The organism is Streptomyces sp. NPDC026659, assembly GCF_040638245.1.
Lineage (GTDB): Bacteria > Actinomycetota > Actinomycetes > Streptomycetales > Streptomycetaceae > Streptomyces.
This window is the reverse complement of the sequence record NZ_JBEZXY010000002.1, coordinates 241,873-256,121: the sequence shown is the minus strand read 5'-3', so window position 1 is coordinate 256,121 and position 14,249 is coordinate 241,873. Positions and strand designations below refer to the sequence as shown.

Annotated in this window: 7 protein-coding genes; 3 read left to right on the top strand and 4 right to left on the bottom strand. The window is 74.0% G+C overall.

Annotated features, from left to right (window positions below; all coding sequences use genetic code 11):
• Nucleotides 1–25 precede the first annotated feature (25 nt).
• The 4 genes from AB0E91_RS05720 to AB0E91_RS05705 all read right to left on the bottom strand — a co-directional run bounded on the left by AB0E91_RS05720 (nt 26) and on the right by AB0E91_RS05705 (nt 6,203).
• On the bottom strand, nt 26–577 hold the full coding sequence (locus tag AB0E91_RS05720; RefSeq protein WP_361775717.1) for a 5-formyltetrahydrofolate cyclo-ligase: 552 nt from the start codon (nt 575–577) through the stop codon (nt 26–28).
• A gap of 34 nt (nt 578–611) precedes the next feature.
• Nucleotides 612–1,649 (bottom strand): serine hydrolase domain-containing protein, encoded by a 1,038-nt coding sequence (locus AB0E91_RS05715; RefSeq protein ID WP_361775714.1) that lies wholly within the window; start codon nt 1,647–1,649, stop codon nt 612–614.
• A gap of 75 nt (nt 1,650–1,724) precedes the next feature.
• Nucleotides 1,725–3,269 (bottom strand): alpha/beta hydrolase, encoded by a 1,545-nt coding sequence (locus AB0E91_RS05710; RefSeq protein WP_361775711.1) that lies wholly within the window; start codon nt 3,267–3,269, stop codon nt 1,725–1,727.
• Nucleotides 3,270–3,368: 99 nt separating this feature from the next.
• Nucleotides 3,369–6,203, bottom strand: coding sequence for a lysylphosphatidylglycerol synthase transmembrane domain-containing protein (locus tag AB0E91_RS05705; RefSeq protein WP_361775708.1), 2,835 nt, complete (start codon nt 6,201–6,203; stop codon nt 3,369–3,371).
• A 143-nt stretch (nt 6,204–6,346) separates the two neighbouring features.
• On the opposite strand from AB0E91_RS05705, the gene AB0E91_RS05700 reads away from it, so the two are divergent.
• The 3 genes from AB0E91_RS05700 (at nt 6,347) to AB0E91_RS05690 (ending at nt 14,243) form a co-directional block, all read left to right on the top strand.
• Nucleotides 6,347–6,793 (top strand): MGMT family protein, encoded by a 447-nt coding sequence (locus AB0E91_RS05700; protein ID WP_361775705.1) that lies wholly within the window; start codon nt 6,347–6,349, stop codon nt 6,791–6,793.
• Between the two features lie 360 nt (nt 6,794–7,153).
• Nucleotides 7,154–10,507 carry an ATP-dependent DNA helicase gene (locus tag AB0E91_RS05695; protein WP_361775702.1) on the top strand — a complete coding sequence of 1,118 codons (3,354 nt, stop codon included), beginning with the start codon at nt 7,154–7,156 and terminating at the stop codon, nt 10,505–10,507.
• A 118-nt stretch (nt 10,508–10,625) separates the two neighbouring features.
• Nucleotides 10,626–14,243 (top strand): UvrD-helicase domain-containing protein, encoded by a 3,618-nt coding sequence (locus AB0E91_RS05690; RefSeq protein ID WP_361775699.1) that lies wholly within the window; start codon nt 10,626–10,628, stop codon nt 14,241–14,243.
• Nucleotides 14,244–14,249 lie beyond the last annotated feature (6 nt).

Here is a 14,249-nt window from a genome sequence, read left to right as displayed (position 1 = left end):
CCCCGAGCCTCAGGAGACACCCGCGCTAGCGCTGCCCACGCTCAAGCCGGTACCGCACCGCGAGTGACGGTATCGCCGCGATCTTCTCCGCCGTCAGGGTGGACCAGTTCAGGCCGGTCGGCCGGTGGGGGTTCGGCCAGGTGAGGGTCTCGTCGGGGGTGACGATCAAGTCGACGCCCACGTCGTGCTCCGTCGTGGGGATCGGCTCCTCGATCACCTGGAGATCGTGAACGGTCGTGACGACAACGGTGCTCGGCGTCACGAGCCCCGCCTCCATCAACAGGGCGAACTCGATGTCCGAGTACCCGGCGCCCTTGCCGATGCGGGCGCCGTCCCGGTTGACGGCGACGGAGCCCAGGACGATCAGGTCCAGGGGGCGGAGCGCGTCCACATCGACGGTCGGGGCGATGGTCGCCGCGATGTGGCTGATCGCGGCTTCGGCGGGTGGGGCGGCGAGTGCGGCCGGGTCCAGGAGGTAGAAGGGTTTGCGGTCGGCCAGCTTCGGGACCGCCATGTAGACGGTCTTCCCCTCCTCCAGGGCCCTGACCCGAACGGGGAGTTGCGCCTTGTCCGGCACCGCCTTGACGATGCCCGCCCGCTGCCATCAGACACTACGGACGAGCGAAGGCCGCCGCGCGGAAACCGTCCCGTACGGCGGTGATCGGACCCCGGTCCCGGCTGTAATAAAGCTTGTTGGTGAGGAGAACCGCCCAACGCCCCTGCCTCGGGCTGACCCACATTCCGGTCCCCGTGAAGCCGTAGTGGACCCAGATGTCCTCGTCGGGCCCGGTACCAGGGGCCGGGTGCCAGAAGAGGCCGCGTGCCGGGGCGAGTTCGCCCGTATGGACGCGCAGCGAGTCCCTCACCCAGGCCGGTCCGAAGGAGCCGTCGCCGGGGGAGAGGAGGTGCCGCAGGAAGCGGGCCAGGTCGTCGGCGGTGGAGAAGACGCCGGAGATGCCGCAGACCCCGCCGAGCAGGCGGGCGGAGAAGTCGTGGACGGTGCCCCGGAGATGGGCGCCGATGGTGTCGTCGTACTCGGTGGGGGCGCACCGGGCGGCGGTGCCGGCGGGGAGTGGGCCGAAGTGGGTACGGGTCATGCCGAGGGGCTGCCAGACGCGTTCGGCGGCGAGTCGGTCCAGCGGTCGGCCCGAGAGGCGCTCGGCGAGGTAGCCGAGGACGAGGGCGGCACGGTCGGTGTATTCCACGGCCTCGCCCGGGGGGCGGTGCAGGGCCTCGTGCAGTACGCCGTCACGCACGTCCTGGGGGTCGGTCCCGTAGAGGCTGCGGAGGTTGGCCCGCAGCGGGAGCCCCGCGGTGTGGGTGAGCAACTGGTGCGCGGTGACCGACGCGAGCGGATGCCCGACGACCTCGGACCAGAAGCTCCCCAGCGGTGCCCTCAGGTCCAGCTTTCCGGCCTCCACGAGGGTGCCGACGACGGACCACACGGCGAGGATCTTGGTGAGGCTGGCGAGGTCGAAAGGGGTGTCCGGTCGCATGGGCTCGTCGGGTGGCCCGGGGCGTAACAGGCCGACGGCGCCGCTGTCCCGGGTGCCGGAGGCGTCACCCACGGCCCACACCGTGCCGGGGTAGACCCGCCGGTGGACACCGTCGCGCAGAAGGTCCTCGATCCGATGGCCGACGTGAGTCATGGTCTTCCTGTCGCGTTGGGAGTCCACTCGTTCCACAGCATGGGCACATTGTGGAGTGGGAGCAGGACAACCGTCTCAGGAGCACACCGTGTTCGCCTCCGGCACCGTGCCATTGAGCAAGTAACCGTTCACCGCCCCCTGCACACACCGGTTCTTGCTGTCGTACGCGCCGTGTCCCTGGCCCTGGTAGGTGAGTTCGACGCCGACGCCCTCGCCCAGCGCGTCCGCCATCGCGCGGGCGCCCTCGTACGGGGTCGCCGGGTCGCCGGTGTTGCCGATGACCAGGATGGGGGCGGAGCCGGGGGCGTGGACGTCGGGGTGGTCGGCGGCGCCGGGTACGGCCCAGTCGGTGCAGCCGACCATGCCCCAGGCGAGGTAGTCGCCGAAGACGGGGGAGGCGGCGCGGAAGGCGGGGAGCCGGTCGCGGACGTAGGCGGCGTCGTAACGGGGTTTCTCGTCGGCGCAGTTGATGGCGACGTTGGCGGCGGCGATGTTGCTGTACTGGCCGTTCTCGGTGCGGCCGTTCATGGAGTCGGACAGCAGCATGAGGATTCTGCCGTCGCCCTCGTAGGCGTCCTGCAGACCCTCGGTGAGGTACTCCCAGAAGTCCTTGGAGTACAGGGACTGGGCGATGCCGTTGGTCGCGGCGGTCTGGGTCAGCTTGCGCGGGGGGATGCCCGGAATGGGTTTCCTCTCCAGGGACTTGAGGAGTCCGGCGATGCGGTCCTTCACGTCCTGGGGGGTGTCGCCCACGGGGCAGTCCTCGATCTGCGACGTGCAGTCGTCGGCGAAGTTGTCCAGCGCGAGCTGGAAACCGCGGGCCTGGCCGAGCGCCCCCTCCTCCGGCGTCTGGGTGGGGTCCACGACCGCGTCGAAGACGGCGCGGCCGACCCGCTTGGGGAACAAGTGGGCGTAGACGCCGCCGAGTTCGGTGCCGTACGAGATGCCGAAGTAGTGCAGCTTGTCGTCGCCGAGGACCTGGCGCATCAGGTCCATGTCGCGGGCCGCGTCGGTGGTGCGGACGTGCGGCAGGATCTGCTGGGAGTTCCGCTCGCAGGCGTCGTTGAACTTCCGCGTGCGGTTGACGAGTTGGTTCTCCTCGTTCGTCGTGTCCGGCGTCGCGTCCTGCTGGAAGTACACGTCGAGCTGAGTGTTGCTCTCGCACTTCACCGGGTCGCTGCGGCCGACTCCGCGCGGGTCGAAGCTCACCAGGTCGTAGCGGGTGCGCAGGGCCGCGTAGTCCTCGCCGAACGCGGGCAGCGTGGTGACGCCGCTGCCGCCGGGGCCGCCGAAGTTGAACACCAGGGAGCCGATGCGCTCGCTCGCCGGGCCGCCGGCCTTCGCGCGGATCAGGGCGATGCCGATCGTGTCGCCCTTGGGCTTGGCCCAGTCCAGCGGCGCGCGCATGGTCGCGCACTGCCACTCGGCGCCGCCGGGCAGCGGGGAGGGCGGGGGGCCGCCGCCCTCCGCCTCGGAGGGGGCGGGGCAGTCCTTCCAGTCCAGCTTCTGCTTCGTCAGATCCCCGGTCTTCGGCGTGCTGTCGCAGCCGGCCAGCAGCGCCCCCAGGAGGAGGACGCCGGTGGTCAGAGCTGCGGCGCGCGGCCGGGAGGGGATCGCCATGCCCCCATCCTCACGGCGCGCACGCCACCGCGCGCGGGGCACGGGCCGTACGAGGTACGACCCGGTGCCCGGGCGCCGCGGCGGCCCCTGCAGCGCCCCTTACAGCGCTCCCTTGCGCGTGAGCTGGTTGAACGACAGCCACCCCGGCAGCACCGGCAGCCACAGCGTCAGCAGCCGGAACAGCAGCACCGCCGGAGCCGCGACCTCCTTCGGCAGGCCCACCGCGATCAGCCCCACCGTGAGCGTCGCCTCGACCGCGCCCACGCCGCCAGGCGTCGGCGCGGCGGAGCCCAGCGCGTTGCCCGCGAGGAAGACGACCGCGACGCTGGCGATGCTGAGGTGCACCGACTCGTCGCCGAACGCCCGGATGGAGGCGTCCAGGCACATCACGAAGCAGCCGGTCAGCAGGAGCATCCCGCCGATGCCGGTGACGAGCTTCTGCGGCCGCTGGAGCACGTCCAGCATGCGCGGGACCACGCCCGCGAACAGCGACCGCACCCGCGTCACCACGAACTTCCGCATCAGCGGCACCGAGGTCACCACCAGCACCAGGACCGCCACCGTCAGCAGTCCCGCGATGACCGTGCGGGACGGCGACAGCGAGGGGGTCTTCTCGGTGCCGGTCAGATAGCCGAAGGACAGCAGCATCAGGATGTGGCAGCCGAGTCCGAACAGCTGCGAGGCGCCGACGCTCGCCACCGCGAGCCCGGGGCGTACGCCCTGGCGCTGGAGGAAGCGGGTGTTCAGCGCGACACCGCCGACCGCCGCCGGGGCGACGATCTTCACGAACGACCCGGCCACCTGCGCCGCCACCGTCCGCAGGAACGGCACCCGCTCCGGCACGAACCCGAGCAGCGCCATCGCGGCGGCCACGTAGCTGAGCGCGGAGAAGCCCACGGCCGCCGCCACCCAGCCCCACTGGGCCTGCGCGAACAGCGTGCCGAACTCGATGTGGGTGAGCTGGGTCAGCAGGAAGTACCCGCCGATCGCGCCCGCGATGAAGCTGATCAGGGTGCGCGGCCGCACCCGCTCCAGGCGGGCGGGCTCCACCGGGGCCTGCGGCCTGATCCGCAGCACCTGGTGCCGGATCTGGGTGAGCAGGTCCTCCTCGCGGGCCTCGTCGAGCGCCTCGTCGATGGCCCGCTTCTCGGCCCGCTGCTCGGCGCGGACGGTCTTCTTGTCGGGCTTCTCGGGAAGGGCCGCACCCTCCTTCGACGCCGCCTCAAGGCGGGCCTGCTTGGCAAGGCGGGAGGACTCGAGGACCGCCTCGCGCTCGCGCTCGGCCCGCTCACGGGCCAGCCTGCGCAGGGTCGCGCGGGTGGAGCGGGTGAGCGCGATGGGCTGGAGCATCGGCAGACAGCCGGCCACCGCGTCCGGGCCGAGCACCTTGACCGCCGCGGCGACGGCACGCTCGGCGCCGACCCTGAGGCCGAGCGTGGTGAGCATCTGGGCCACGTCCATGCGCAGCAGCAGATCGCCCGCCGCGATCTCGCCGCCGCGCAGCTCGGTCAGGATCACCTTGCCGGAACGATCCACCAGTACGGCGTCGCCCGCGAGCCTGCGGTGCGCGATGCGCCGGGACTGCAGGGCCCGCACCTGGTGCCAGACCTTGTGGAGCAGCTCGTCGGTGATCTCGTCGTCCGGCAGGGAGTCCAGCCTGCGGCCGCCGGTGTGCTCGTAGACCAGCATCACGGCGTCGGGGCCCAGCTCGGAGGTGGCGATCAGCTTGGGCACGTTGGCCCCGGCGGCGGCGGTCGCGTAGGCGAGCAGGGCTTCCTGTTCCAGGGCCTGGCGCAGCGACTGGAGGCTGGAGCGGGTGGCGAAGCCGCGCAGGGTGAGGTTGCGCCAGGCGCGGTAGAAGAAGCCCTGGGCCTGCTGCTCGCGGTCGACGACCGTGACGTCCAGCGGGGGGCCGTCCTCCAGGGTGACGAAGTAGCGCCGCCCCCGGTCGCCGTTCTCCGACTCCGCGGCCTCCTCGCGGGCCGCGCTGACCGGGTGGAAGCCGACGGTCCGCAGGCCCGCCATCAGGGTCCGGCCGGTGGGCCGTACGTTGGGCGAGCCGACCGCGTAGAGGGTGCCGTAGGCGATGGTCCAGCCGATCAGCACCGTCAGGATGATCGCGAACGGGGTGGTGTAGCCGGTGACCAGCATCGAGAACGCGTCGAGCAGCAGCACGATCCACAGCACCGCCCGCCAGCGGGGTCTGCGGGACATGCCGACGGCCGTCATGTACGCGATGACCGGCGCCAGATAGCCGTGCACCGGGTCGGTCAGCGCGTGGATGTCGCCCGGCGCGGGCTGGGTCAGCGCCTCCTGGATGGAGGTCGGGGCGGCCTGCGCGACCCACAGGTCGGTCGCGAGCGTCACCCCGTGCGCGAGGACGGCCGCGAGCACGCCGTCGGCGATGCGCAGGCCGTCGCGTTTGATCAGCCGCTCGATGGCGAAGGCGACGGGGACGAGCAGGATCGCGATGCTGGACGCCAGGCCCGCGATCTTGATCAGCAGGTCGGGCGCCTGCCCGGTGCCCTTGTGGATGTCCTGTTCGAGGCCCGAGGTGGTGCCGTGCGCGAACGCGGCGAGCGCCAGCAGCAGCGCGATGGCCAGCAGGCCGATGCCCAGCCGCATGAGGTCGGAGGGGCGGTGCACCCGCGCGGGAAGCAACGGTTCGTCGCCCTCGACCTCACCGGGGTGCGCGTCGTCGGCGCCACTGGCGTGGCGCTGGCGGGCGGGGATCTGCGGGGGCCAGAAGCGGCGGCCCTCGGGCTCACGGCCCCCGGGCTCACGGCCCTCCGGCACGCCCGGGTCGCGTCCCCGGCCCGCGTCGTCGGTCGAACCCTTACGGGAGTCGTTCGAACCCCTACGGGAGGTGTCTGGACGCGCGGCCGCGCCAGGGGTGCCCTCCGCGTCCTCGGGGTGCACACCCTGTTGCTTCATCGTCTCTTCTTGGTCTCGTATCACCGGTCACCGCCCGGACGATGGTGGCACGTCCGATCGGCACAAGGGGGCATCAGGGTGCGAATCAGGGGGTTGGCGGGCTTCCGTACCCGTTGTCGGTGCCGTGCGGCAGGATGGGGCGGATGAGCGAGCAGAGCCCCGCCGACGACGCCCACGACGGGCCCGACTGCGCCCATGACGGTTCCGGCGACGCGCTTCCCGAGTACGCCGAGCGCGTCCTGGAGGTCGCCGAGCTGATCCCGTCCGGCCGGGTCATGACCTACGGCGACGTCGCCGAGTGGCTGGAGGACGAGCGCCGGGAGCGCACGGGGGGTGCCGGGCGCCCCGAGGGCGGGCCGCGCCAGGTGGGCCGGGCGATGGCCCTCTACGGCGGCGCGGTGCCCTGGTGGCGCGTGGTGCGGGCCGACGGCGCGCTGCTGCCGGGCCACGAGCGGCACGCCCTCGACCACTACCGGGCCGAGGGCACCCCGCTCAGGGAGCCGGGCGGCAGCGGGCGCGGCCGGATGCCCCGGCTCGACATGCGGCGGGCGCGGTGGGACGGCGAAGCGGGCACGGAAGGTCACACCTGACAGCTTCCGGCATCCGGTGCCGCTGAGGGGAACGCGCGGCCCGTAGGGGACACACGAACGGCGCACCGGCGATCCCGGGCGGACCCCGACCGGACGTGCGCGGCCCCCTACGGGACCGTCCACACCCCCTACGGGACGGCCCGCACCCCCTACGGGACGCACCGCACCCCTTACTGACCGCGCCGGACCCCCTACGGGACGTACCCGCCCCCTTACGGGACGTACCCGGCGAGTCCGGGAGCCACCGGGCACGTCCGAGGGATGGCGTACGTTCGTGGGGCGGGGGCTTCGCGCGCCGCGCGTGCCGCGTGTCTCCGCCCACCCGTACGACCACCAGGACCACCAGGACCGGCGAACCACTTGAGCTCCTCTTCCTCCACCGGGCGCCTACCGCACCCCCAGGGGCGGCAGGCGCTTCGTGGCGCCTACCGACTGGTGCGTACCCCTCCGGCGCGGTTCGACCCCCCTCGCCTGGACGCCGGACAGCGCGCCGTGGTTGAGCACGAGGCGGGACCGCTGCTCGTCCTCGCCGGACCTGGCACCGGCAAGACCACCACCCTGGTCGAGTCCGTCGCCGCGCGCGTGGCCCGGGGCGGCGACCCCGACCGCGTCCTGGTGCTGACCTTCAGCCGCAAGGCCGCCATAGAGCTGCGCGACCGGATGGCCCGGCGCATGGGCGCCGCCCGCGCGCCCCGCGCCACCACCTTCCACTCGTACTGCTACGCCCTCGTACGCGCCCACCAGGACGCCGACCGCTTCGCCCAGCCGCTGCGGCTGCTCTCCGGCCCCGAGCAGGACGTCACCGTGCGCGGACTGCTCGCCGGGCAGCCCGAGCTGGAACGCCTCGGTCTCGCCCACGTGCGCTGGCCCGACGACCTGCGCGCCTGCCTGACCACGCGCGGCTTCGCCGACGAGGTGCGCGCCGTTCTCGCGCGCACCCGCGAGCTGGGTCTCGGCCCCGAGGCGCTGGACGCCTTCGCGCGCGGCACCGGCCGCCCCGACTGGCGCGCGGCCGCCGCCTTCCTCGCCGAGTACCTGGACGTCATCGACCTCCAGGGCGTCATCGACTACGCGGAACTCGTCCACCGCGCCGTGCTCCTCGCCGACCGGCCCGAGTACGCGGCCGACCTGGCCGCGCGGTACGACGCGGTGTACGTCGACGAGTACCAGGACACCGACCCCGCGCAGGTACGGCTGCTGCGCGCGCTGGCCGGGGGCGGGCGCACGCTGGTCGCCTTCGGTGACCCCGACCAGTCGATCTACACCTTCCGGGGCGCCGACGTGAACGGCATCCTCGACTTCCCCGACGCCTTCCCGCGCGCGGACGGCGCTCCGGCCGCCGTCCAGGTGCTCGGCACCTCCCGCCGCAGCGGCGCGGACCTCCTGGCCGCGACCCGTCTGATCACCCAGCGGATGCCGCTGCGCCGTCTGCCCGCCGACAAGGTGCGCGCGCACCGCGAGCCGACGGCGGTGCGCGAGGGCGGCCGTGTCGAGGCGTACACCTACCCGACGCCCGGCACCGAGCTCGACAACATCGCCGACATCCTGCGCCGCGCCCACCTGGAGGACGGCGTCGCCTGGAGCGACATGGCCGTCCTGGTCCGCGCGGGCTCCAGCATCCCGGTCCTGCGCCGCGCCCTCACGGCCGCGGGCGTCCCCCTGGACACGGACGGCGACGACGTACCGCTCCGCCATGAACCGTCGGTCGCTCCACTGCTGACGGCACTGAAGGTGGTGGCGACGGCGGAGGCGGCGGCGTCGCCGGTGGGCGGGGAGCAGACCGCCGTACCCGGGTCCGACGCCGAGGAGGCCGACCCCGCTCCCGAGCGGAGGGGTACGGCCTGGCTGGATGCCGAGACCGCCCTCACCCTCCTCACCTCCCCCCTGGCCGGCATGGACGCCGCCGATCTGCGGCGGCTCGGGCGGGCGTTGCGGGAGGAGGAGCGGGCCGGGGGCAACCCCGTGCCGCCGCCCTCCGACGAGCTGCTGGCGCGCGCGCTCGCGGAGCCGGAGCGGCTGGCCGTGCACGACCCCGCGTACGCGCGCGGGGCGCAGCGGCTCGGCGCGCTGCTGCGCAAGGCGCGCACGCGGCTCGCCGAGGGCGGTACGGCCGAGGAGGCGCTGTGGGACCTGTGGAACGGCACGCCGTGGCCCAGCCGACTGGAGCGCGCCGCCCGGCGCGGCGGCGCGGCGGGCCGTAACGCCGACCGCGACCTGGACGCCGTGTGCGCGCTGTTCGCCACCGCCGCGCGCGCGGAGGAGCGCGTCGGCGGACGCGGCGCCCTCAACCTCCTGGAGGAGCTCGCGGCCGAGGACATCGCCGCCGACACGCTCACCCGCCGCGCGGTACGCCCCGACGCCGTGCGCCTGATGACCGCGCACCGCTCCAAGGGTTTGGAGTGGCGCCTGGTCGTCGTCGCCGGGCTCCAGGAGGGCGTGTGGCCAGACCTGCGCCGCCGCGGCTCCCTGCTGGAGGCCGACCGCATCGGCCGGGACGGACTCGCCGAGCCGCTGACCCCCGGCGCGCTGCTCGCGGAGGAGCGCAGGCTGTTCTACGTCGCCGCCACGCGCGCGCGTGACCGCCTCGTCGTCACCGCCGTGAAGGGCGCGTCCGACGACGGCGACCAGCCCTCCCGCTTCCTGACCGAGCTGGGCGCCGAGCCCCGCGACGTCACCGGGCGCCCGCGCCGCCCGCTGGCCGTGTCCGCGCTCGTGGCCGAGCTGCGCACCACCACCGTCGACCCGGCGGCCTCGCCCGCCCTCAGGGAGGCGGCCGCGCGCCGCCTGGCCCGCCTGGCGGCGCTCAGCGACGACGACGGCCGCCCTCTGGTGCCCGCCGCGCATCCCGACCGCTGGTGGGGCATGTACGAGCCGACCGAGAGCAAGGTGCCGCTGCGCGACCGCGAGAAGCCCGTCGTGCTCTCCGGCAGCGCTCTCGACCAGCTCGCCAACACCTGCGCGCTCCAGTGGTTCCTGGGCCGCGAGGTGAAGGCCGCCGCGCCCGCGACCGTCGCCCAGGGCTTCGGCAACGTCGTGCACGTCCTGGCCGACGAGGTCGCCTCGGGGCGTACCCCCGCCGATCTCGACGTCCTCATGGAGCGCCTGGACTCGGTGTGGAACGCGCTCGCCTTCGACGCGCCATGGAAGTCCGCGCAGGAGAAGGACACCGCGCGCGCGGCGCTCGAACGCTTCCTGAACTGGCACGTCCTGGACCGCGCCGCCCGCACCCCGGTCGCCAGCGAGCAGGACTTCGACGTCACCCTGGAGGCGGGCGCGTACCAGGTCCGCATCCGGGGCCAGATGGACCGCGTGGAGGCGGACGGCGCGGGCCGCGCCTATGTCGTCGACTTCAAGACCGGCAAGAACGCCCCCACCTCCGCCGAGGTGGACCACCACCCCCAGCTCGCCGTCTACCAGCTCGCCGTGGCCGAGGGCGCCGTGGACGACGCCTTCGGCGGTACGCGCCCCGAGCCCGGCGGCGCCGAACTCGTCCAGCTCCGGCTGGGCGCGGCCAGGAAGGACGGCGGCGAGACCCAGCCCAAGGTGCAGACCCAGGAACCGCTGTCGGGGGAGTGGGTCGGGGATCTGCTGGCCACCGCCGCCGGAAAGGTCCTGGACGAACGCTTCACCCCCGCCACCGGCCGCCAGTGCACCCACTGCGACTTCCGCGCCTCGTGCAGCGCCCGGCCGGAGGGCCGGCACGTGATCGAGTGACGGCGCATGATCGAGTGACGGCGCGCGGAGTGACGTACGGCACTCCACGTATCCCCTGACCTGCGTATACGTCGTCCCGCGCGCCCGGCTGTCGGTGGCCGCCGCTAGCCTCTGACGAATGTCCGCGCGCATCACCGACCCCGAACGGCTCAAGGAGCTGCTCGGCATCCCCTTCACCCCGGAGCAGCTGGCCTGCGTCACCGCGCCGCCCGCCCCGCAGGTGATCGTGGCCGGGGCCGGTTCGGGCAAGACCACGGTGATGGCCGCGCGCGTGGTCTGGCTGGTCGGCACCGGACAGGTCGCCCCCGAGCAGGTGCTCGGCCTGACCTTCACCAACAAGGCGGCGGGCGAACTCGCCGAGCGCGTCCGCAAGGCACTCGTCAAGGCCGGGATCACCGACCCCGACGCCATCGACCCGGACAACCCCCCGGGCGAGCCGGTCATCTCGACCTACCACGCCTTCGCCGGGCGGCTGCTCACCGACCATGGTCTGCGGCTCGGCCTGGAGCCCAGTTCCCGGCTGCTCGCGGACGCCACCCGCTACCAGCTCGCCGCGCGCGTGCTGCGCGAGGCGCCGGGCCCGTACCCGGCCCTCACCCGCTCCTTCGCGGACCTGGTGAGCGACCTGCTCGCGCTCGACTCCGAGCTGTCCGAGCACCTCGTGGACCCCGGGGACCTGCAAGCCTGGGACGCCGGGCTCCTCGACACGCTCCAGGGCGTCAAGCTCAGCAACGCCGACCTGCGCAAGGTCCCCGAGACCCTCGCCGCCCGCCGGGAACTGGCCGCGCTCGTCGAGCGCTACCGGGCCGCCAAACGCGAACGCGATCTCCTCGACTTCGGCGACCAGATCGCCCTGTCGGCCCGCCTCGCCGGCATCCCCGAGGTGGGCCGTGTGCTGCGCGAGGAGTTCCGGGTCGTCCTCCTGGACGAGTACCAGGACACCTCCGTCGCCCAGCGCGTGCTGCTCGCCGGGCTCTTCGGCGCGGGCACCGGGCACCCCGTCACCGCCGTCGGCGACCCCTGCCAGGCCATCTACGGCTGGCGCGGCGCCTCCGTCGCCAACCTGGACGACTTCCCCGAGCACTTCCCGCACGCCGACGGCACCCCCGCCGGGCGCCGGGCGCTCAGCGAGAACCGCCGCAGCGGCGGCCGCCTGCTCGACCTCGCCAACGGCCTCGCCGCGCCCCTGCGCGCCATGCACGAGGGCGTGGAGGCGCTGCGCCCGGCACCGGGCGCCGAACGCGACGGCATGGTCCGCTGCGCCCTGCTGCCCACCCACGCCGAGGAGATCGCCTGGCTCGCGGACTCCCTCGCCCATCTGGTCCGCACCGGCACCCCGCCCGGCGAGATCGCCGTCCTGTGCCGTACGGCGGGCGACTTCGCGGAGATCCAGGGCGCGCTGGTCGCCCGGGACGTGCCGGTCGAGGTCGTCGGCCTGTCCGGGCTGCTGCACCTGCCCGAGATCGCGGACCTGGTCGCCGTCTGCGAGGTCCTCCAGGACCCCGGCGCCAACGCCTCCCTGGTCCGCCTGCTGACCGGCCCGCGCTGGCGCATCGGCCCCCGCGACCTCGCCCTCCTCGGCCGCCGCGCCCGGCTGCTCGTCGCCCACACGGACGCGGGCGGCGACGACCCCGACCGCAGGCTCGCCCAGGCCGTGGAGGGGGTGGACCCCGCCGAGGTCACCTCGCTCGCGGACGCCCTGGACACCTTCCTGGACGCGGGGACCGAGGACGACGAGCTGCCGTTCTCCCCGGACGCGCGCGTGCGCTTCGCTCGGCTCGCCGCCGAACTGCGCGACCTGCGCCGCTCCCTGTCCGACCCGCTCATGGACGTCCTGCACCGGGTCCTCGCCGTCACCGGCCTGGAGGTGGAGCTGTCGGCCTCCCCGCACGCGCTCGCCGCCCGCCGCCGCGAGACCCTCGCCAACTTCCTCGACGTGGCCGCCTCCTTCGCCGCCGGCGACGGCGAGGCCACCCTGCTCGCCTTCCTCGGCTTCCTGCGCACCGCCGCGCGGTACGAGAAGGGCCTCGACAACGCCCTCCCCGGCGGCGAGAACACCGTCAAGGTGCTCACCGCGCACAAGTCCAAGGGCCTGGAGTGGGACGTGGTCGCCGTCCCCGGCCTGGTCAACGGCACCTTCCCCAGCGCCCAGGGCCGCGACAAATGGACCGCGCAGGCCAAGGTGCTCCCGCACGCCCTGCGCGGTGACACCGACACGCTGCCCGACGTGGACTCCTGGGACGCCAAGGGCATCAAGGGTTTCCACGAGTCCATGAAGGCGCACCAGCACACCGAGGAGCTGCGCCTCGGCTACGTCACCTTCACCCGCCCCCGCTCCCTCCTGCTCGGCTCCGGCCACTGGTGGGGACCCAGCCAGCAGAAGCCGCGCGGCCCTTCCGACTTCCTCCAGGCCCTGCACGACCACTGCGCCGCCGGGTACGGCGAGACCGAGGCGTGGGCGGAGGAGCCCGCCGAGGGCGAGGAGAACCCCGCCCTGCACACGGCCGACGACGACCTGGTCTGGCCGCTCCCGCTGGACCGGGCGGCCTTCGACCGCCGCCAGGAGGCCGCCCGCGTCGTCCGCGCCCACCTGAACGCGCCGGACGGGCCGCCGGTGGCGTACGAGGACCCCGAGTGGCCGACGGCGCCGGAGGACGAGGAGCCGTACGACGAGCCGCCGTATGAGCCCTCGTACGAGGACGACCCCTACGGGCCGGGCCCCGAGGATCCCGGGGACTGGGAGCGGCTGAGCACCGAGCGCCCCCTGATCCCGCACCAGGCCCCCGCCCCCGAGGACACCGGGCCCCTGGGGGAGGTCCCCGGGAAACCCCTGATCCCCGAGGAGATTCCCGCCCCCGGGGAGCCCTCGGCCTTCGAGGAGACTCCGGCCTTCGACGACCCCCTGACCTCCGAGGAGGCCCGCACCCTCGCCTCCTGGGACCGCGACCTCGACGCGCTCGCCGCCGAGCTGCTGCGCGCCAGGCGCGCCGTCACCGACGTACCCCTGCCGGCCACGCTCACCGCGACCCAGGTGCTCCAGCTCGCGGAGGACCCGGACGGGCTCGCGCAGGAACTCGCGCGCCCCATGCCGCGCCCCCCGCGCCCGGCCGCACGCCGGGGCACCCGGTTCCACGCCTGGGTGGAGGCCCGCTTCGAGGAGCTGACGCTGCCGATGCTGGAGCCGGACGAGCTGCCCGGCGCCGACGCCGAGATCGCGGACGAGGCGGACCTGGAGGAGCTGAAGGCCGCCTTCGAGCGCACCGAGTACGCCCATCGCACCCCGTACCGCGCCGAGGTCCCCGTGCAGCTCTCGCTCGCGGGCCGGGTCGTACGCGGGCGGATCGACGCCGTCTACAAGGACGGCGAGGGCGACGCGGCGACGTACGAGATCCTCGACTGGAAGACCGGCCGCAGCCAGAGCGCCGACCCGCTCCAGCTCGCCGTCTACCGGCTCGCCTGGGCCGAGCAGCAGGGCGTGCCGCCCGAGTCGGTCACGGCCGCGTTCCTGTACGTGCGCACCGGGGAGGTCGTCCGTCCGGCGGAGCTGCCCGGCCGCGCGGAGCTGGAGCGGCTGCTCGGCGGCGAGGCGGCCACGGGCGACGGCGAGAGCCCCGGCGGGGACACGCGGACACCCGACGGCGGGAAGAGCGACGGGGAGAGCGGCGGCGAGAAGGGGCCGGTCGGGGAAGCCGAGTGTGACGAACCGCCCGGAGAGGATGTCCGCGCGGGCCGATAGGCTCGT